The sequence below is a fragment of the Rhizobium sp. NZLR1b genome (assembly GCF_019685155.1).
GTDB lineage: Bacteria > Pseudomonadota > Alphaproteobacteria > Rhizobiales > Rhizobiaceae > Rhizobium.
In genome coordinates, this window is record NZ_JABDWC010000026.1 from 16,517 (window position 1) to 34,855 (window position 18,339).

Here is an 18,339-nt window from a genome sequence, read left to right on the forward strand (position 1 = left end):
AACCTGGGGTTCAGGTCCGGACTTTCGTCATCACGCATCGCAAAAGTTCCAGCGCAACCATATTATCGAACGGCTTGATCCACCTGCGCCACCGCTGCCAGAGCATTTCCGTTTTCTCCGCCTGGCAGCGTACGGGGCAACATCATCTCGTTGCCGCTGGAGCCGCGTTAGCACCATGTTAGCGCGCACCATCTACTGTGGTGACAACAAGGGAAACCCGGCTATCCATTGCAACCGGGACAAGTCGAGTAGCACGAGCCCTGAGACGCCGACGGCTGACGGAGGATACATGAAACTGGTTCTAGGCAGCTCGATAGTGTCGTGTGCCATCCTGCTATCCAGCGTATCGGGATTCGCCGCCTCCGGCGGATGGCAGTCGGATGGCCAAGGCACGAGATACTGGCACATCACTCCACGGCCCGGACAATGCAACGTAAGCCAGGCAAAAAACCTGGCGCTCCGGGCCGGCATCTATCGCAGCGAGATTGTACAGCAGGATGACAATGTCATCGTGCTCAGAGGTCTGGATCAATCGGGCGACCGGCGGGTGATCGGCTTCGGCAACATCAGGGGATGCCCTGAGTTGGATGGCTATGAGGATGCGCATCCCTGAGGGCATGGTCAGCGCGTCCAGCGCCACCTTCAGACGCCTCATTCAGAACTGCTGCGTATGGATTTCGGCCATGGCGCGCCTGAGGTCGTCGATCGGGTTGCCGATCGACGTCTGCGTCCCTTCAAGCTCCTTTGGCATCTTCCAGCCGGGATCAATTCCCTGCATGTTGGGCAACTCGTGCGCAATGCCCTTATGGCAGTCGATGCAGGTCGCCTTCCCGGGGATCAGATATTGCGTGTGGATCGCCGCGGCTCTCGGCGTCTGTTTCTGCAGGTCCATTGCGACTGCCGAATGGCAATTGCGGCATTCGAGGCTGTCATTGGCCTTCATCCGGGCCCACTCGTTCTGCGCCAGGCCGAGACGGTGCTCAAGAAACTCCGGCCGGGTGTCGATGGTGCCGAAGATTTTGCCCCACACTTCCTTCGAAGCCTGCATCTTGCGAGCAATCTTGTCCGTCCAGTCATGAGGAACATGGCAATCCGGACAACTGGCGCGCACGCCCGAGCGGTTGGAAAAATGGATTGTCCGGGTCAGCTCCTCATACGGATTGTCGCGCATCTCGTGGCACGACACGCAGAAATTCTCGGTGTTCGTCAGTTCCAGGGCGGTGTTGAATGCACCCCAGAACATGACGCCGCCAATAAAGCCGCCGAGCGTCAGCACGCCCAATCCGATCGTCGCGGCTGGCGTCGTCAATACTGACCATGCCCACAAAATGATGCGCTTCGCCCTAGCGATCATCGTCGTCACTCGCTTCCCGCGGGCTTGAAACCAAGTTCGCTCATATCTTTGAACGTGCTTGGCACCAGTGGTTTGATATCAGCCTGTGGAACGTGGCAAGCCGTGCAGAAATAGCGCCGGGGCGCGACGTCCGCGATCATCTGGCCGTCCCGCGTCATGTAGTGGGTCACGCTGATCATCGGAGCGCCGGAGTCCTGAGTGAACTCCCGCTTGTGACAGGAGAGGCAGCGGTTCGCGTTGACCGAAAGCTCATAGCCTTCGATCGAATGCGGGATGACAGGGGGCTGGTCGGGATAGGCGCGCATCTGGCGGCGGTCATCGACCACCCATCTCGGGAGGACGGCGGCGGGCTCGGACTGCATTGCATCAGACGGCCCCTGAAGCTGGGGGACATTCTGGGTGACGACCTGGGCGATTGATGCCGTCGTGACGAACACCAGCAAACCCGCTGCAATGGCTGTCCATTCGGGTCGTCTCAACCGACGACGGGGAGAATCTTGACCGCGCATTTCTTGAAATCCGTCTGTTTCGAGATGGGATCGGTGGCGTCGAGCGTGACCTTGTTGATCAATTGGCTGGCGTCGAACCACGGGACGAAGATGACGCCGGATGGCATCCGGTTCCTGCCGCGGGTGTCGATCCGGGTGCGGATTTCACCACGCCGCGAGACGATACGGACCTCGGCCCCCTGGTTGATGCCGCGTTTTCGCGCGTCGTCGGCATTCATGAAACAGCGCGCGCCGGGAAACGCCTTGTAGAGCTCGGGAACCCGCATCGTCATCGAACCTGAATGCCAATGTTCGAGCACCCGTCCCGTCACCAGCCAGACATCGAACTCGTCGTCGGGCGATTCTGCGGGAGGCTCGTAGGGCGCCGCCAGGATGACGGCCTTGCCGTCCGCCTGGCCGTAGAAATTCAACCCCTCGCCGGGTTTCACATAGGGATCGTATCCTTCGCGGTATCGCCATCTGGTTTCCTGCCCGTTGACGACGGGCCAGCGCAGTCCTCGAACCTCGTGATAGACGTCGTAGGGCGCCAGATCGTGGCCATGTCCCCGCCCGAATGAAGCGTACTCTTCGAAAAGCCCCTTTTGGACATAGAAGCCGAAGGCCTTTGCCTCGTTATTGTCGTAGTCGGCGCTGATTTCCTCGACAGGGTACCGGTCAACCTCGCCGTTGCGAAACAACACGTCGAAAAGCGTCTTGCCGCGATAGGCCGGATTGGTGTCCAGCAGCTCCGCCGGCCAAACCTCATCGGTGGTGAAGCGCTTCGAGAACTCCATCATCTGCCAGAGATCGGAGCGAGCCTCGCCGGAAGCCTGCACAAGCTGGTGCCACACATGCGTCCGGCGTTCGGCGTTGCCGTAAGCGCCTTCCTTTTCCACCCACATGGCGGCGGGCAAAATGAGGTCGGCACTCATCGCGGTAATCGTCGGATAGGCGTCCGAGACGACGATGAAGTTTTCAGGGTTGCGATAGCCGTTGTAAGTCTCGTTGCTGGTATTCGGCGCGGCCTGGACGTTGTTGTTGACCTGCACCCAGTAGAAATTCAGCTTGCCATCCTTCAGCATCCGGTCCTGCTGTACGGCGTGGTAACCCGGTTTCTCGGGAATGAGGCCGTGAGGGACCCGCCAGATCTCCTCAGCGTGTTTGCGATGCTCGGGATTGGTTACGACCATGTCGGCAGGCAGGCGATGGGCGAAAGTTCCGACCTCACGCGCCGTACCGCAAGCGGAAGGCTGACCGGTCAGCGAGAACGGACTATTGCCCGGCTCGGAGATCTTGCCCGTCAAAAGATGGAGGTTATAAACCATCTGGTTGGCCCAGACGCCTCTGACGTGCTGGTTGAAACCCATGGTCCAGAGCGACATGACTTTCCGGGTGGGATCGGCATAAAGCTCGGCCAACTGCTCGAGAAACTCCGGATCGACGCCGGTCATCGCAGCCGTCTTCTTCAGCGTGTAGTCCGAGACGAAGTCCTTGAAAGCCTCGAAATTCATCGGCTCGGTCTTGCCCGGATCGGCCGAGTTTGCGGCCTTGACCTCGATCGGATCATCGGGGCGCAGGCCGTAGCCGATATCGGTCGCGGCGCGGGCAAATTTGGTATGCTTCTGGACGAATGCCTCGTTGACCCGCCCGGTTTGAATGATGTGGTTGGCAATGTAGTTCAGGATCACCAGGTCCGTGCCGGGCTTGAAGACGATGGGTATGTCGGCCAGATCCATGCTGCGATGGGTGAAGGTGGACAACACCGCGACCCGGACATGCGGTTGGCCGAGGCGACGATCGGCGACACGCGTCCACAAGATCGGATGCATCTCCGCCATGTTGGAACCCCAAAGCACGAAGGCGTCGGCATTCTCGAAATCGTCGTAGCATCCCATCGGCTCGTCCATGCCGAAGGTTCGCATGAAGGCGACGGCGGCAGACGCCATGCAATGGCGGGCGTTTGGATCGAGATTGTTCGACCGGAAGCCGGCGCGCATCAGTTTCGTCGCGGCGTATCCCTCGAAGATCGTCCACTGGCCGGAGCCGAACATGCCGATGGCGGTCGGCCCCTTTTCCTTCAGTACGCGTTTGCACTGCGCGGCCATCACGTCGAAGGCCTCATCCCAGCTCACCGGCTCGAACTCGCCTTCCTTGGCGTAGACGCCGTTCTGCTTGCGAAGCAGCGGCGTCTTCAACCGGTCCTGGCCGTACATGATCTTCGAAAGAAAGTAGCCCTTGATGCAGTTCAGGCCCCGGTTCACTTCTGCCTGCATGTCGCCGTGGGTGGCGACGACCTGGCCCTGCTTGACCCCAACCATGACGCCACAGCCGGTCCCACAAAACCTGCAGGGCGCTTTCGACCACTTTATCTCAAGCGCGTCGATGCCTCCAGGCACCTGCTGCGCGGCGGCGGGAAGCGCAATGCCCGCGGTCGCCGCGGCTATCGCTGCTGCGTGCGCCTTCAGGATGTCACGACGGGTCAGTTCACCGGTCATCTACGCCCCCTCCGTTTCGACATGTTCGAAAACCATATTCGCGGAGATGACCCCATCGAACAGCGATATGCGCGACAGGCATTCGCCCATCATGCCTGTGCTTGTCCCTTCGATGACGATGACAATCTTGCCGCCGCCATCGCCGTGGACTTCAACGTTTTTCATCATCGCAAGCTGGCTGAGAACGCTAAGCGTCGCGGTAGGCAGCGTCGCGACGACCGCGCTCGATATGTGATAGAGCGATGGAGTTTCAGGCATTGCGACCCTCCAGTTCATTTGTGCGGGTCGCGATTGCGCCGACCGGACAGACCGCAAGGCAGGCGTCGCATCCGGTGCAGAGTTTTTCGTCGATTTCGGGAAAGAACGGCCCGCCGATCCGCGGCCGGAATCGAATTGCGTTGTCGGGACAGTTTTCGTCGCACGACCGGCAGGCGACGCCCAGCTTGGACAGGCAGGCTTCCGTCACCATGGCCGTATGAGGCACTGATGTTGACGCGTCCGCTTCGGATGCCGGGTCGGGACAGCCAAGGAACAGTTGTCGGCGCGAAAGCGCTTTTGTCTGCATGGAGCGCCTCAATGACCTGGAGGCCCGGGAGGTCCAAAGACGATCTGCCACATCCAGACGGCGAACCCGTAGCTACCGACGACGCCGACGGCGATCACCGGCCAGATGCCGAAGGCAAGTGCGAAGAACGTCACAAGCTCGATCTTCCTTCTGTTCGGAGGCTGCGCGCCCGCAGAGCCGCCTTGGACCGGCTGCAACATCTCACTTCCTCTCCGCATGTCATCGCCGGCATTTTGATGCTGGCACTGCCGTGCTGAGAGTTGCATACACCGTGCCTTTGGGCACGTATGTTACGGTAACCAACGGAGCGGGTTGCCAATATGTGGCAAGTCGGGAACTGGGGCTTCGATGGACAGAGAACGCGAGCATGACGACCTGACCGCCGGGATTGACCGACCGATCGTTATTATTCTCCCCAAAGGTGGGTATATCGGCGTCTTCACGGGAGACCCATGAGGCTCATGCAGAGGGATCCATATCTCAGCAAGTTTGGACCACCCGCACCCTTCGGTGCGCCGCGGACTCCTTGTCCAGCCCAACCCTACTCGCTCTGCCGCAGATTCCGTATCCGATCAAACAGCACCGCCAGCACGATCGCCCCGCCAATAAACGTCCCCTGCCAGAACGCATTGATGCCGAGCAGGCCGAGGCTGTTGCGGATCACTTCGATCAGGGCCGCGCCAACCAGGGCGCCGAAGGCGGTGCCGATGCCGCCGGCGAGGTTGGCGCCGCCGATGACGGCGGCGGCGATGACCTGCAGTTCCATGCCGGCGCCGATATTGGTGGTGACGGCGCCGAGCCAGCCGGTCTGGACGATGCCGGCAATGCCGGCCGACAGCGCCGAGATCATGTAGACGGCGACCTTGATGCGGCGGACGGGAACGCCGGTCAGCGTGGCGGCATGTTCATTGCCGCCGATCGCGAAAATATAGCGGCCGAAGCGCGTCCAGCGCAGCACGAAACCAGTGATGAGCGCCAGGATGACCATATAGAGAACCGGGTTGGCGATCCCGAAAAACCAGGCGCCGCCGCCGAGCGCCAGCAGCTTGTCATGGTCGGGGCCGAACTGAAAGACGACGGTGTTGTTCGAGGCGACCATTGCTAAGCTCCGCGCAATCGACAGCATGCCGAGCGTCACCACGAAGGGCGGGAAATTGAGATAGGCGATCAGCACACCGTTGAAGGCGCCGATCACCAGCGCCGTAACGATCGCGGCCGTTATGCCGACCTCGATGGAATAACCGGCGTTCATGGTGACCGCCAGCACCATGCTGCAGAGACAGAGCACCGAGCCCACCGACAGATCGATGCCGCCGGTGATGATCACCAGCGTCATGCCGAGCGCGATGATCGCGACGAAGGTGACGTTGCGGGTGATGTTGTAGAGGTTCTTCGTCGTCGCAAAGGAATCGGTGGCGAAGGACAGGAAGAGGCAGGCGAGAAGCACGGCGATCAGCACCCAGAATGTCTGGCCGCCGACAAACTCCGCAAGCCGGCTGCGCTGCTTCTGTGCAATCGTCTGGTCCAATGTTACTGCCATTTCGACCTCTCACTCCAGATGGGGCATTCCCGTCAGCGGTATTTCTCCCGCGGGATAAGCGGCGCGGCTCAAACCTGTTCGATGGCGCCGGTGATCAGACCCGTGACTTCTTCAGGCGAACTTGCCTCGATTGCCTTGTCGGCGACTTTCCGGCCGCGGCGCATGACGATCACCCGGTCGGCCACGGTGAAAACATCGGGCATGCGGTGGCTGATCAGCACGACTGCAATGCCGCGGTCGCGCAGCTCGCGGATCAGATTGAGGACTTCGGCGACTTGGCGGACCGAGATGGCCGCGGTCGGCTCGTCCATCAGCACGATCTTTGCCTCCGACAGCATGGTGCGCCCGATCGCCACCGCCTGCCGCTGGCCGCCCGACATCTGCTTGACGAGATCGCGCGGGCGGGTTTCCGATTTCAACTCCCTGAAGATCTCGCCGGCGCGCCGATACATCGTCCCGTAATCGAGGATGCGAAACGGACCGACGCCGCGGCGCAGCTCGCGCCCGAGGAAGACGTTTGCCGCCGCCGTCAGATTGTTGCAGAGCGCCAGATCCTGGTGCACGATCTCGATGCCGTGCTGGCGCGCCTCGATCGGGCGATGCATGACGATCTCCCGGCCCTCGAGACGCATGATGCCCTCGCTCGGCCGAAAGTTGCCGGCGATCATCTTGACCAGCGTGCTCTTGCCGGCGCCGTTATCGCCCATCAGGCCGACGACCTGGCCGCCTTCGAGCGCGAACGACACGTCGTTGACCGCCTGGATGGCGCCGAAATGTTTTGAAATATTGGTGAGCTCGAGAACCGCGACCAGCCGACTACCCTCCCCTTAACTGCAGGCCTGCCTTCGCCGCCGGTTGCCGATACCCGGTTGCCAGTCAGACGCCTACGATCTCGCTCAGCCGATCTCCTCCCGGAAAAGCGATTGCGCTCATTAATGCAAAAGCGCCAGGAATCGTCAATCAATAGTCCGCTAAAACGTCCCCTCATCACAAAAATCTATTTTGTACGATAAATACAGATTGACGCCGGAAACGCATAGATATTAGCTGTTACTGGGGGAGAGAAGTATGCTGATCCTTGTCACCGGGGCTACGGGCAAGGTCGGGCGGCGCTTTATTACTGGGCTGCTTGACGAGCCACAATTTTCCAACGCACGCATTCGCGCGCTTTGCCATAATCGTGTGCTTGGTGAAACCGGCCGGGTCAGTGTGATCAAGGGCTCGATCGCCGATAGCGATGTCGTTGCAGCGGCGATGGACGGCGTCACCCATGTCGTGCATCTCGCCACCTGCAAGGAAATCCCCGCCGATGTGATGGATATCACCGTCAAGGGCCTGTTCTGGCTGCTCGAGGCGTTCCGCGCCAGCCCCACGGCAAAGCAGTTCATCCTCATCGGCGGCGATGCCGGCATCGGGCATTTCTTCTATCGCCATGACGGGCCGGTGACCGAAAAGACGCCGCATCGCGCCTATCCCGGCTGTTACGCGCTGTCCAAGGTGCTGGAAGAGGTAATGCTCGAGCAATTCGCCATCCAATACGGCATCAACACCTGCTGTCTGCGCGCGCCGTGGATCATGGAGAAGGACGATTTCAAGTTCACGCTGTCCTTCGGCGAGGATGTCTTCGGCGGGCCGGACTGGAAGACGCTGGTGCCGGCAGCCGATGCCGAGCGTTATTTCCGCGATGGCACGGTGCCGCTGCTGCGCGACGCCGATGGCCGGCCGCTGAAACGCAATTTCGTCCATGTCGACGATCTCGTCTCGGCGATCCTCGCGGCAATCGACAATCCGCGCGCCAAGGGGCAGCTTTTCAACATCTCGATGGATCGGCCCGTCGATTATGGCGAGGTTGCCGCTTATCTCGCCCGCACGCGCGGGCTCGGCTCGGTCAATATCGAAAGCCAGTTTCACTCGAACTGGATGGACAATAGCAAGGCCAGATATCTGCTGGACTGGAACCCCGTCTACGATCTGGAAAAGCTTATCAATTCGGCTTGGGAATACCAGCGATCGAAGGAGGAGCCTCGGGTCGTCTGGTATCCAGGTTGATGACGCGGCGGGTGCAGAAGCGTCCGTCTTTTTCAATGGGAGGAAGCTATGAGGAAGGCATTATTGCTTACAGCTGCAGTCCTGGCGCTGACGGCCGGACAGGCCCTGGCCGCCAAGAAGCAGCTGGTTATCGTCGTCAAAGGCCTCGACAACCCGTTCTTCGAGGCGATCAACCAGGGTTGCCAGAAGTGGAACAAGGAAAACGCATCCGCCGAATATGAATGCTTCTACACCGGCCCGGCATCGACCTCCGATGAAGCCGGCGAAGCGCAGATCGTCCAGGATATGCTTGGCAAAGCCGATACCGCCGCCATCGCCATCTCGCCGTCGAACGCCAAGCTGATCGCCCAGACGCTGAAGACGGCCAATCCGAGCGTTCCCGTGATGACGCTCGATGCCGATCTTTCGGCAGATGACGCCGCTCTCCGCAAGACCTATCTCGGCACCGACAACTATCTGATGGGCGCCAAGATCGGCGAATACATCAAGAAGGCCAAGCCGAAGGGCGGCAAGATCTGCACGATCGAAGGCAATCCCGGCGCCGACAACATCCTGCGCCGCGCCCAGGGCATGCGCGATACGCTGAGCGGAAAGAAGGGTCTCGCGGCCTTGAAGGGCGAAGGCGGCTGGACGGAAGTTGCCGGCTGCCCGGTCTTCACCAATGACGATGGCGCCAAGGGCGTTCAGGCGATGACCGACATTCTCGCCGCCAATACCGACCTCGATGCCTTCGGCATCATGGGCGGCTGGCCGCTGTTTGGCGCACCGCAGCCCTACCGCGACCTGTTCAAGCCGCTGGCCGACAAGATCGGCAAGAACGAATTCGTCATCGGCGCCGCCGACACGATCGGCGACGAGGTGGCGATCGCCAAGGAAGGCCTGGTCACCGCGCTCGTCGGCCAGCGGCCGTTCGAAATGGGCTACAAGGCGCCAACCGTGATGATGAACATGATATCCGGTAAGAAGGTCGAGGATCCGGTGTTTACCGGCCTTGACGAATGCACCAAGGACACCGTCGACACTTGCATTCAAAAGTGATCTTGGCATTCCAAAATTGATGCGGCTCGGAGCGCCCACGTCCGTGGGCGCTCCGATGTTTATGCAGCGCTCAGCTGCGCACCGATCCAATCCGAGAATGCCTGCATGGCCGCCGTGACCGGCCGCGATTGCAGGCGCGTCAGCCAATAGCTGCCGAGCGATATGGCGGTGGCGAAGGGCTGGACGATCGCGCCTGAGGAGAGGTGCCTTGTGAACATCGATGGCGGCGCGAGCGCGACTCCGAGCCCCTGAAGGGCCGCCTCCATCATGCCGACGGAGGAATCGAAGACGATGCCGGCATGGACCTGCGCTGTGGGGGGAACGCCGGCGGCCTGAAACCAGGTGCTCCATTCATCCGTCCGGTAACTGCGCAGCAGCACCGCCCCGGCAAGATCCTCAGGCGATTGCAGATGTTCCGCCAGTTTGGGGATGCAGAGAGGCGAGAGCGGCGCTTCGAACAGGCGTTGCGCCTGCGTTCCGTGCCATGAACCGCTGCCGAAGCGGATGGCGAAATCCAGCCCTTCGGCGGCCGGATCGACGCGGTTATTGTTGGTGGACATGCGGAGATCGATAAAGGGATGCCGGCGCTGGAAATCCGAGAGCCTCGGCAGCAGCCAGCCGACCGCAAATGTCCCGACAACGCCGAGAAACAGCAATTCGCGCACCTGCCCGGCTTCGATCCTGTCCAGCGTCGTCGCCATCTGGTCGAAGGAGGCCGTCACCGTCGGCAGCAGCGCCTCGCCTTCCGCAGTGATTTTCAAGCCGCGGGGAAGACGCTGGAACAGCGCCACGCCCAATCGGGTCTCGAGCCCTTTGACCTGCTGGCTGACGGCCGCCTGGGTGACGCAGAGCTCGATCGCGGCGCGGGTGAAGCTCAGATGCCGTGCAGAGGCTTCAAAGGCGCGCAGGCCGTTCAAGGGGAGGAATTGCCGAACCATTTGAGCCCTTTGTTTTGATGCATGTCGTTCTCCCGGAACCGCCGCCCACTTCCGGGCGACATGCATTAGATTTTCTTGTGGCTGCTGCGAGATATCATCATTTGTGATTGCAAAATAGCGCGAGTAAACGTCGTCCCCATGCGCTTTTGCGCTTGTTTTGGTTGCCCTGCCGATGTGGAGGATGACGGTTATGAAAAGCATTGGGATAAGAATTTTATCGGCCGTCTTGCTCTCGGCCTGCGCTGCCACAAGTGCTTTTGCCGCCGACGAGACCAAGTTGAAGGCGATCACGGATGCCGCGATCACGCCGATCATGGAAAAATACGCCATCCCCGGCGTTGCCGTCGCCATCACTGCCGACGGCCGGGACCACATCTTCACCTATGGCGTCGAATCCAAGGACAGCGGCAGGCCGGTGGCGCCGACGACGCTGTTCGAACTCGGATCGATCAGCAAGACCTTCACGGTGACGCTGGCATCCTACGCCGAAGCAAACGGACAACTCTCGCTGTCGGACAAGGTCGGCAAATTTCTGCCGGCGATGAAGGGAAAGCCGTTCGGCGATATCGCCCTGATGAATCTGGCCACCCACACGGCGGGCGGATTTCCCTTGCAGCTTCCCGATGAGATCAAAACCGAAAAACAGCTGCTCGGATATTTCAAAGCCTGGCAGCCCTCCTATGCGGCCGGGACTGAGAGAAGTTATGCCAATCCCAGCATCGGCATGCTCGGCTATATCGTGGCAAAAGCCATGCACGGCAATTTTACGGCCTTGATGGAGGGCAAGCTGTTTGCCGGGCTCGGATTGAAAAGCACTTATATCGATGTGCCGAAAGCGCGGCTGGCCGACTATGCTCAAGGCTATAAGCGCAGCGGCGAGCCGGCCCGGATGACGCCGGCCGTTCTCTCATCCGAAGCCTATGCCGTCAAATCCACCGCAGGCGACATGATCCGCTTTGTCGACGCCAATATGGGCCTGATCAAGCTGGACGAAAAACTGCAGCAGGCTATCACCAACACCCACATCGGATATTTCAAAGCAGGGGTGATGACCCAGGATCTCATCTGGGAGCAATATGCCTATCCTATAAGTTTGAACGACGTGTTGGAGGGCAATTCGCCCGCGATGCTGAAGACCATGCCGGTTTCGGAACTGCGGCCAGCGATGCAACCGCGCGACGATGTGTGGATCAACAAGACTGGCTCGACCAATGGCTTCGGCGCCTATCTCGCCTTCATCCCCAGACAGCGGCTCGGCATCGTCATCCTGGCCAATAAGAACTACCCCAACGAGGATCGTGTCGCTGCAGCCTATCAGATATTGACCGCGCTCTCGGCCGACTGATCGGAAAACAGGCCTGGCCGGGCGTGAGTGCACGCCGGACCGGGGGGCGTCAACGGCAAACGGCATCACTTGAATTCTGCTTCGTGCTTCCGAAAATCGGGTCAGACTTTAGCCCGATGCCGGACTGGCGCCCTCGTGATACAAACCGGTGCGATCGACGGACGCGCCGCGCCCGCAGTCGTTCCGATGCCGAATCCGGCGACACTACTTTAAGTAAGACATATGAATAATTAAGATTAATAAGGGAGTATTTTCTAGAATACTTCTAATGAATTGCCACGCCTTAAAGGTGATGCTAATAAACAAACCACATTCTCAAAGTCACAAGGCGCAATCCAATGAAAAGCGTATTGATTTCTGGCGGAGCTGGATTTATCGGATCGCATTTGTGCGACCGGCTTTTACTTAGATCCGACGTCCAGAAGCTGGTTGTTGTTGACAATCTCTGGACCGGACTTTTCGACAATATCGCCCACATCAGGGATCCCCGCTTTCACTTCGTGAAGTCGGACGTCGAGACGCTGCAGACGTCGGAGAAGTTCGATGAAATCTACCATCTCGCCTCCCCGGCATCACCGCCATGGTATATGAAGGAACCGAAAAGGACGATTTCCGCCAATCTTCTCGGGGCATTCCGGCTGCTGGAGCTCTTGAAGAAGGGTGGGCGTTTCGGTTTCACCTCGACCTCCGAAGTCTATGGCGACCCGCTGGTGTCGCCGCAGCCGGAGACCTACAAGGGCCAGGTGGATTGCACCGGACCGCGCTCGTCCTACGACGAGAGCAAGAGGTGCACGGAATCGCTGCTGTTCGAAATGCAGCGCACCGAGGGGCTCGACCTCAAGGTCGTCCGTCCCTTCAACATTTACGGCCCCCGCACACGGCCCGATGACGGCCGCGCCGTCTCCAACTTCATCACCCAGGCGCTGGCGGGACGGCCGATCACCGTGTTCGGCGACGGCAAGCAGTCGCGCAGCTGGGGTTATGTCGATGACGTCGTCGACGGTTTCGCACGCTATTTCTGGATAAATGAAACCGACTATAAGGGACCTCTGAACGTCGGCAACGATCGCGAGATTTCGGTGCTCGAGGTCGCGCAATATGTGTCCAAGCTGGTCGGCGGCGTGCCGATCGTCTTCGAGCCGTCACCGCCGCAGGACCCGACCAACAGACGGCCGGACCTGACCAACGCCAATTACGTCATGCCCGAGTGGTCGTGCAAGGTCAGCTACGAACAGGGCGTCACCCTGACGCTCGACTGGTTCAGGGACCAAATGAAGGCGCATGCTGCAGAGTAAACCATCTCAGCTTTCGAGACTCGTGTCCTGAGTGCAGGTGGCGTATTCACGGTGCGATTGAGAGAGTGACGATGCGAGAACCAATTCCGTCCGATCTGAAGGATATAGGTTTTCCCGTACCGATTCATTATCTCGATCTCGCCACCTCTCACCTCGATGCCGTTTCGCCCCTGATCTCTGATGGGATGGTCTTCCCGTAGGATAATCCTATATCGAAAGGCCCGAGACGGGCGCCGCCCTGGCCGAGGGTGTCGTGCGACCTGAGGCCATCGAGCATGCGCGTCATGTCGCGCAAACCGCTGTGCGCAACCGCGACGCCAGCATTTTGATTTGCACCAAGGACCGCCGGAGGAACTATGCCGTTGCCTGGCCTCGATGCCCAAACAGTCGCTCAGCCCGTCGAGATCATCGTGGTTGGATAATGGCTCTGCAGGCGAGGCAACGCGCCGCGTGGTAGAGGAACCGGGTGCAACCTATGGTGCTTCTCCGCGGCTGCAGCAGCGTCGGCCGCTACGATTTCCTCGTATTGTCATAGAGTGCTGAACGCAGTTTCGCCTGCATCCACTGGACGTGCTGTTCGATCATATGCGCGTGGAAACTGGGGTTATTAAGAGTATTCAATGTGAAGTCGGACAAACGCGGGGGGACGTTGATCGGCTGCCCCTGCCATTCGGCAAGCGCCACAGGAAGATATCTATGTATTGCCTGGCGGTTCAACCACGGACGGAAATGCCGTGCGTCCCACGGTTCGGCGCCGATCCGGTGACACATGTCGCCGATGTGTACGGTCCCATTCACGATACGAGCAGCGAGGGGTCGGCGTTCCGCCAGCATAGCTTCGGCTGCGTCAAGGCCTTGGTCCAGATTGATCTCGAGCACGTCGATTTCATCAGTGGAAGCTGTCGGAAGCCGCCAATCCTTACCCAACACTTCCGCGGCGCCGCGAAGATAATGATATCCATTGAGCTGTCGCTCTACCTTCTCATAGAGCCTGCGAAGGCCAGCCTTTTCCAACATTTGGAGGACGCGAGGGCCAGCCTTGACGAGGGGGTCAAGGACAGAACCGGCGCGGGTAGCGATGGCCCTTTGCAGACGCCTCTTCCGCCCCTTTCTTCCGGCAAACCGATGGATCGCAAGCAGCCGCTGTATGTCGGGGTGCTTACGAGCCATCAAGGCATCGGAGCGTCCCTCTTGATGCCTGCGCACCATCTTTCCGGTGAGTGTCGTCGTTTGATGTTCGAGATGATAGCCCAATGCGTCAGGAGCAAAACGAATTGGAACTCCTCTTTTGATCAGACGCAGACCAAATTCGAAGTCTTCTCGTGCACGGGCGAATTGAGGATCGAGCCCGCCCATTGCGTGAAATAGGTCTGCATCCAGCGAAAGGTTTCCTGTCAGCACATCGGTAAAGGCGAACTGATGTCCAGGGCGGGACACACGCTCGAAGTGCCTCGTCCACCACGCGCGCGCGCTGAGGCGGAAGCGATCCTTTGCGATGTGCGGAAGTGGCGGGTAGGGCCCCATCACTACGCCCCCAGGGTGGCGCTGATGTTCAACGACGTGCGCCCGAACGAAGTTTTCCCCGGGCTCAATATCGTCATCAAGGAAGATCAATAAACGGCCGCTCGCGACCTGCGACCCAGCATTGCGGGCGAGTGCCGGACCGACGCCCGGCAACGTCAGGGTACGAAGCGGAACGCGGGTACCAAGCGACGAGAGCATTGTCGACGTGTCGTCCTCACACCCGTCCGCCACAACCAGGACTTCGAACGCTGGGGTCCCATCTCGCTGAGCGTCAAGCTTGCTTAAAAGCGATCTCAGCATGGCAGCACGATTATGCGTTGGTATGATAACGCTGATGTCAACCACGCTTATGCCCTGCCTCCCCTGCTCGCGCCCGCGCCCTCAGATAACGAACCGGGCCGCTCACAGCACCTCTGACCTGCGTTAAGGCGTCGTTGTAAGGCAGGCTGAATTGGTGTCTCCGTCGAGGTTGAAACAACCGCCGAAGAAGCCTGAGATACGAACGAACCATGCGAGGGAGCGCACGCGGGTTTCCCTCGAACAGGAGGGCCTTCGTCAGGATGGCGAACGATGCAACCTCGTAGCCATACATCTGCTGCTGCAGTTCCTTGCTTGAGCGACGATGGCGGTGCCAGTTCAGAGCCTCGGGATCGTAGATGATCCGATATCCGGCTTCGAGCACACGCCGGAACATGTCTGTGTCACCACCAGCCAGACTGAGCGTTCCAGCGTCAAGAGCCTCGTCGAACCACCCCACCGCATCAACGATCGTTCGGCGCAACGCCATGTTGACACCGGCACCCGCATGCCATCCCATGAATGGGTCCAGGTTATGGGCATCATAGACCTGACGCCTGAAACCACGGCAAAAACCGCCAAAATGCTGAAAGGCGATCTGCGAGTCCGTTTCCAGCTCTGCCGCCATGGTAAGGCCGGTTACGGCCAGCACTAGGGGGTCCTCGAAATTGCGAAGCAAGGTTCTAAGCCATAGCGGGTCGGGGACCGCATCGTCGTCGATGAAGGCGACGACGTCTGCTTCTGTGTTGCGAAGGGCAGTATTGCGCGCGACGTCAAGACCAGGACGCGGTTCGCGCAGATATCTCACAGTGTCGAAGCGCCCGACTAAATCGCGCGTGGCCTCGTTCGATGGGGCATTGTCGACGACGAGAATATCGGCCTTATCGGGCATAGCCAAAAGCCCGGTGAGGCAGCGCTCCAGATCTTCGGTACGATCGCGCGTGCAAATCACCACGGAAGCTTTCGGCAGCTGACGTGGAGTCGGCGACGGGTCAGGGAGGGCCAGCCGATGCCTCAGCCAAGCCTCGAACACCGACGAACTGGCCGCAGACAGAATCCGGTCTTTAATTGGCGTCTTGCCGCCATCGGTGTCGAAGGCGATCACAGCTTGGCCGCACGGACGACCGGCGACCCGGATCAGCACAAGTGCACCCTGATAGTCATCGGTCGGTTCAAAATCTGGCGGAAGGTCAAGAATGTCGATGTCTCGAACCGCAAGGCGCATCAGGAGTTCCGATCCAAGCTGCGCTGACCCAATGAGCCGTGGTCCGGCGAGGTCGCGGTGGGGCGCGACTGCACCTGCTCCCACTGTGTCGGAGGATTCAGCATACCCTTTCTTGGGCCGGGGCCGGTCACGGCGAGAGGATAGACTTCGGCATGATAATCGTAAACCTGCTGCCAGTCTGCCGAAAAAAGGCCTACAGTAACGCGATAGTCGCCGGGCGCCAGGTCGATACGATTGAGTGATGTTTCGATGCGCACCGTGTCCGTGTCTACGACAGGGGCGAATTCGGCCAACTTGCTGTCGGTCTCGAAGCAGCACGTATCGTCCGCCGCGTAGATGCCGATGACGATAACGGCGTTGCGATCTCTGGTGGCGCCAACATAGGTCAGTGAAATCGACAGCCGGTCGCCCGCAACGATGGTACTTGTCGGCGTGCTTTGCTCGTTCAGCAACACTACGGCTGTGATCTGGAGTTCGCCATTGCCGAACCGGCTGACCTGCGGCACAAGTTCGACGGGCAGTTTTGTAACGGCGAACGGTTCGTGCGGAACGCTGGCGACCTTCGCCTCGACAGCCGAGGTATAAAGCGGGAGCATTTCGTCGATTGGTCCGTAGCCCACGACGCGTCCGCCTCTCAGGAACAGCACGTGATCGCAGATTTCTCTTACCTGCGAGACGTCGTGTGACACGAAAAAGATAGTGGCGCCGTCCTTCAGTATCTCCTTCACTCTTGCAATGCACTTCTGCTGGAAGGCTTGGTCGCCTACGGCGAGGGCCTCATCGATAAGCAAGATGTCCGGGCGCACATGAACTGCCACGGCGAATGCCAGGCGCATACGCATCCCGGTGCTATAACTGCGAACCGGATTCTCAACGGCCGCCTCCAGCTCGGCGAAGGCTACAATCTCGTCAAACCGCTCGGCAACCTCGGTCCGCCGCATTCCCGCGATAACACCCAGCAGGAAGATGTTCTCGCGCCCCGTCAAATCGTCGGTCAGGCCCGCCCCGATGTCGAGCAAGGCGCCAATTCGACCCATCACCTTGATCTGCCCTTCGTCCGGACGACCAACACCGCCGATCAGACGCAGCAAAGTGGACTTCCCGGCCCCGTTTAGCCCGACCACGCCGACAGCTTGCCCTGGCGCAACCGCGAAGCTGATGTGGCGCAGGCCCCAAAAGCTTGTCGACTGTACCACGGACCGTCCGGACAAAAGGTAACCCTTCAAGGTGGTAGAGCGTGCACCCCCTTGCGCACGGTAGCGCTTGCCGACATCGTGGACGGTGATGGCGCCTTGTCTCATAGGTCGTCCACTAGGCGTGCGCTGCCACGCTCGACCAGCCAAATGCCAGCAAATAGCATCGGCAAAGAAATCAGCGCAGTCTTCCAATAGATATCAACGGGAGGCCACGCGTGTTCGACGAAAATGGCGCGGTACCCCTCGAGAATCCAGGCCATCGGGTTCCAGGTGTGAATTAAGGCCATCGGCTCACTCGCCTTGAGTGGGCTGTAGAACACGGGTGTCAGGTAGAAACCCAGCATCAAAACTACGCCTACCAAATGTTGAGTATCCCGGAAGTGGACATGCGCAACCGCAACAAGATAGGACAGGCCCATCGTGAACAGCGCCTGCGCAAGGAAGACGAGTGGAAGTGCGACGACGCTCAAAGTCGGGCCCCCGGTCTCGATAAACGAGATGATGAAGAGGAGTGGCAGAGCGAGCAGAAGGTGAACTGCCTGTGTGATGACTGCGACAACAGGAAGTATCCCGATCGGAAAGCCCGGCCGGCGCACCAGTTCGCTGCTGCCGGTTATGGAAGTCGTCGCTGCGGGCACCGCAGTGCTGAGCCAACCCCAGGCCAACACGCCGGAAAAGACGAAAGTGGTGTAATGGGGAATATCTAGGGGCAGGACCTTACGAAAGATCAGCGAAAAAACCAACAGCTGGCTCAATGGCCGCATCAAGGACCAGCCGAGGCCAATTGCGGACCGTTGATATCTCATCTTCAGATCGCGTGCCAGAAGTTCTAACAGCAAATCGTTCCATTGCAGACAGACGTGGATCAAGGGCTTCCACTGATCACGACGCCAGCATTGGTCCCGTCGCTTCGCGCGATCAAGCGCATCATCCTTGAGATGTTCAGGCATTTCGGCTCACTTCTGCCACCGGTTAAATACACCTTGCCTC

At 59.7% G+C, this 18,339-nt stretch carries 17 protein-coding genes and 2 pseudogenes; 6 read left to right on the forward strand and 13 right to left on the reverse strand.

Annotated elements, in window-relative coordinates:
- The first annotated feature begins 289 nt into the window (after positions 1–289).
- On the forward strand, positions 290–613 hold the full coding sequence (locus HJB84_RS27570) for a hypothetical protein (protein WP_221117500.1): 324 nt from the start codon (positions 290–292) through the stop codon (positions 611–613).
- Between the two features lie 42 nt (positions 614–655).
- On the opposite strand, the gene HJB84_RS27575 is transcribed toward HJB84_RS27570, so the two are convergent.
- The 8 genes and pseudogenes from HJB84_RS27575 to HJB84_RS27610 form a co-directional block, all read right to left on the reverse strand.
- Positions 656–1,351 carry a NapC/NirT family cytochrome c gene (locus HJB84_RS27575; protein WP_311044414.1) on the reverse strand — a complete coding sequence of 232 codons (696 nt, stop codon included), beginning with the start codon at positions 1,349–1,351 and terminating at the stop codon, positions 656–658.
- Between the two features lie 8 nt (positions 1,352–1,359).
- On the reverse strand, positions 1,360–1,863 hold the full coding sequence (locus HJB84_RS27580) for a nitrate reductase cytochrome c-type subunit (protein WP_221117501.1): 504 nt from the start codon (positions 1,861–1,863) through the stop codon (positions 1,360–1,362).
- On the reverse strand, positions 1,830–4,337 hold the full coding sequence (gene napA / locus HJB84_RS27585) for a periplasmic nitrate reductase subunit alpha (protein ID WP_221117502.1): 2,508 nt from the start codon (positions 4,335–4,337) through the stop codon (positions 1,830–1,832). The genes HJB84_RS27580 and napA overlap by 34 nt, the downstream gene beginning before the upstream one ends.
- Complete coding sequence (locus HJB84_RS27590) at positions 4,338–4,595, reverse strand: chaperone NapD (RefSeq protein WP_221117503.1); 258 nt, start codon at positions 4,593–4,595, stop codon at positions 4,338–4,340.
- Positions 4,588–4,902 carry a 4Fe-4S dicluster domain-containing protein gene (locus tag HJB84_RS27595; RefSeq protein WP_221117504.1) on the reverse strand — a complete coding sequence of 105 codons (315 nt, stop codon included), beginning with the start codon at positions 4,900–4,902 and terminating at the stop codon, positions 4,588–4,590. Before HJB84_RS27595 ends, HJB84_RS27590 begins: the two co-directional genes overlap by 8 nt.
- A gap of 8 nt (positions 4,903–4,910) precedes the next feature.
- Positions 4,911–5,102, reverse strand: coding sequence for a periplasmic nitrate reductase, NapE protein (gene napE, locus HJB84_RS27600; RefSeq protein ID WP_207581425.1), 192 nt, complete (start codon positions 5,100–5,102; stop codon positions 4,911–4,913).
- 341 nt (positions 5,103–5,443) lie between these two features.
- On the reverse strand, positions 5,444–6,442 hold the full coding sequence (locus tag HJB84_RS27605; protein ID WP_221117505.1) for an ABC transporter permease: 999 nt from the start codon (positions 6,440–6,442) through the stop codon (positions 5,444–5,446).
- A 68-nt stretch (positions 6,443–6,510) separates the two neighbouring features.
- A pseudogene (locus HJB84_RS27610) lies at positions 6,511–7,430 on the reverse strand (ATP-binding cassette domain-containing protein).
- 80 nt (positions 7,431–7,510) lie between these two features.
- Between HJB84_RS27610 and HJB84_RS27615 the strand changes: the two are divergent.
- Together HJB84_RS27615 and HJB84_RS27620 are read left to right on the forward strand one after the other, a co-directional pair.
- Positions 7,511–8,491, forward strand: coding sequence for an NAD(P)-dependent oxidoreductase (locus HJB84_RS27615; protein ID WP_221117506.1), 981 nt, complete (start codon positions 7,511–7,513; stop codon positions 8,489–8,491).
- Positions 8,492–8,539: 48 nt separating this feature from the next.
- A complete protein-coding gene (locus tag HJB84_RS27620; protein WP_221117507.1) occupies positions 8,540–9,529 on the forward strand; it encodes a substrate-binding domain-containing protein in 990 nt (329 codons plus the stop codon).
- A gap of 59 nt (positions 9,530–9,588) precedes the next feature.
- Here HJB84_RS27620 and HJB84_RS27625 read toward each other — a convergent pair whose 3' ends face one another.
- Positions 9,589–10,467 carry a LysR family transcriptional regulator gene (locus tag HJB84_RS27625; protein WP_207581429.1) on the reverse strand — a complete coding sequence of 293 codons (879 nt, stop codon included), beginning with the start codon at positions 10,465–10,467 and terminating at the stop codon, positions 9,589–9,591.
- A gap of 190 nt (positions 10,468–10,657) precedes the next feature.
- On the opposite strand from HJB84_RS27625, the gene ampC reads away from it, so the two are divergent.
- The 3 genes and pseudogenes from ampC to HJB84_RS33770 all read left to right on the forward strand — a co-directional run.
- Positions 10,658–11,812, forward strand: a complete 1,155-nt coding sequence (gene ampC, locus HJB84_RS27630) for a class C beta-lactamase (protein WP_221117508.1) — start codon at positions 10,658–10,660, stop codon at positions 11,810–11,812.
- Between the two features lie 338 nt (positions 11,813–12,150).
- Positions 12,151–13,107 (forward strand): NAD-dependent epimerase/dehydratase family protein, encoded by a 957-nt coding sequence (locus tag HJB84_RS27635; protein ID WP_221117509.1) that lies wholly within the window; start codon positions 12,151–12,153, stop codon positions 13,105–13,107.
- A 71-nt stretch (positions 13,108–13,178) separates the two neighbouring features.
- Positions 13,179–13,602 (forward strand): annotated as a pseudogene (locus tag HJB84_RS33770) (glycosyl transferase); the annotation flags it as partial.
- Positions 13,603–13,617: 15 nt separating this feature from the next.
- Here the strand turns inward: HJB84_RS33770 and HJB84_RS27640 are convergent.
- Genes HJB84_RS27640 through HJB84_RS27655 form a run of 4 tightly spaced genes read right to left on the reverse strand, consistent with a single transcriptional unit; the run spans position 13,618 to position 18,299 of the window.
- Positions 13,618–14,976: a glycosyltransferase gene (locus HJB84_RS27640; RefSeq protein WP_221117510.1), complete on the reverse strand. Its 1,359-nt coding sequence runs from the start codon at positions 14,974–14,976 to the stop codon at positions 13,618–13,620.
- Positions 14,969–16,153 (reverse strand): glycosyltransferase family 2 protein, encoded by a 1,185-nt coding sequence (locus HJB84_RS27645; RefSeq protein ID WP_221117511.1) that lies wholly within the window; start codon positions 16,151–16,153, stop codon positions 14,969–14,971. Before HJB84_RS27645 ends, HJB84_RS27640 begins: the two co-directional genes overlap by 8 nt.
- Complete coding sequence (locus HJB84_RS27650) at positions 16,153–17,454, reverse strand: ABC transporter ATP-binding protein (protein WP_207581435.1); 1,302 nt, start codon at positions 17,452–17,454, stop codon at positions 16,153–16,155. The genes HJB84_RS27645 and HJB84_RS27650 overlap by 1 nt, the downstream gene beginning before the upstream one ends.
- Positions 17,451–18,299, reverse strand: a complete 849-nt coding sequence (locus HJB84_RS27655; protein ID WP_221117512.1) for an ABC transporter permease — start codon at positions 18,297–18,299, stop codon at positions 17,451–17,453. The genes HJB84_RS27650 and HJB84_RS27655 overlap by 4 nt, the downstream gene beginning before the upstream one ends.
- Positions 18,300–18,339 lie beyond the last annotated feature (40 nt).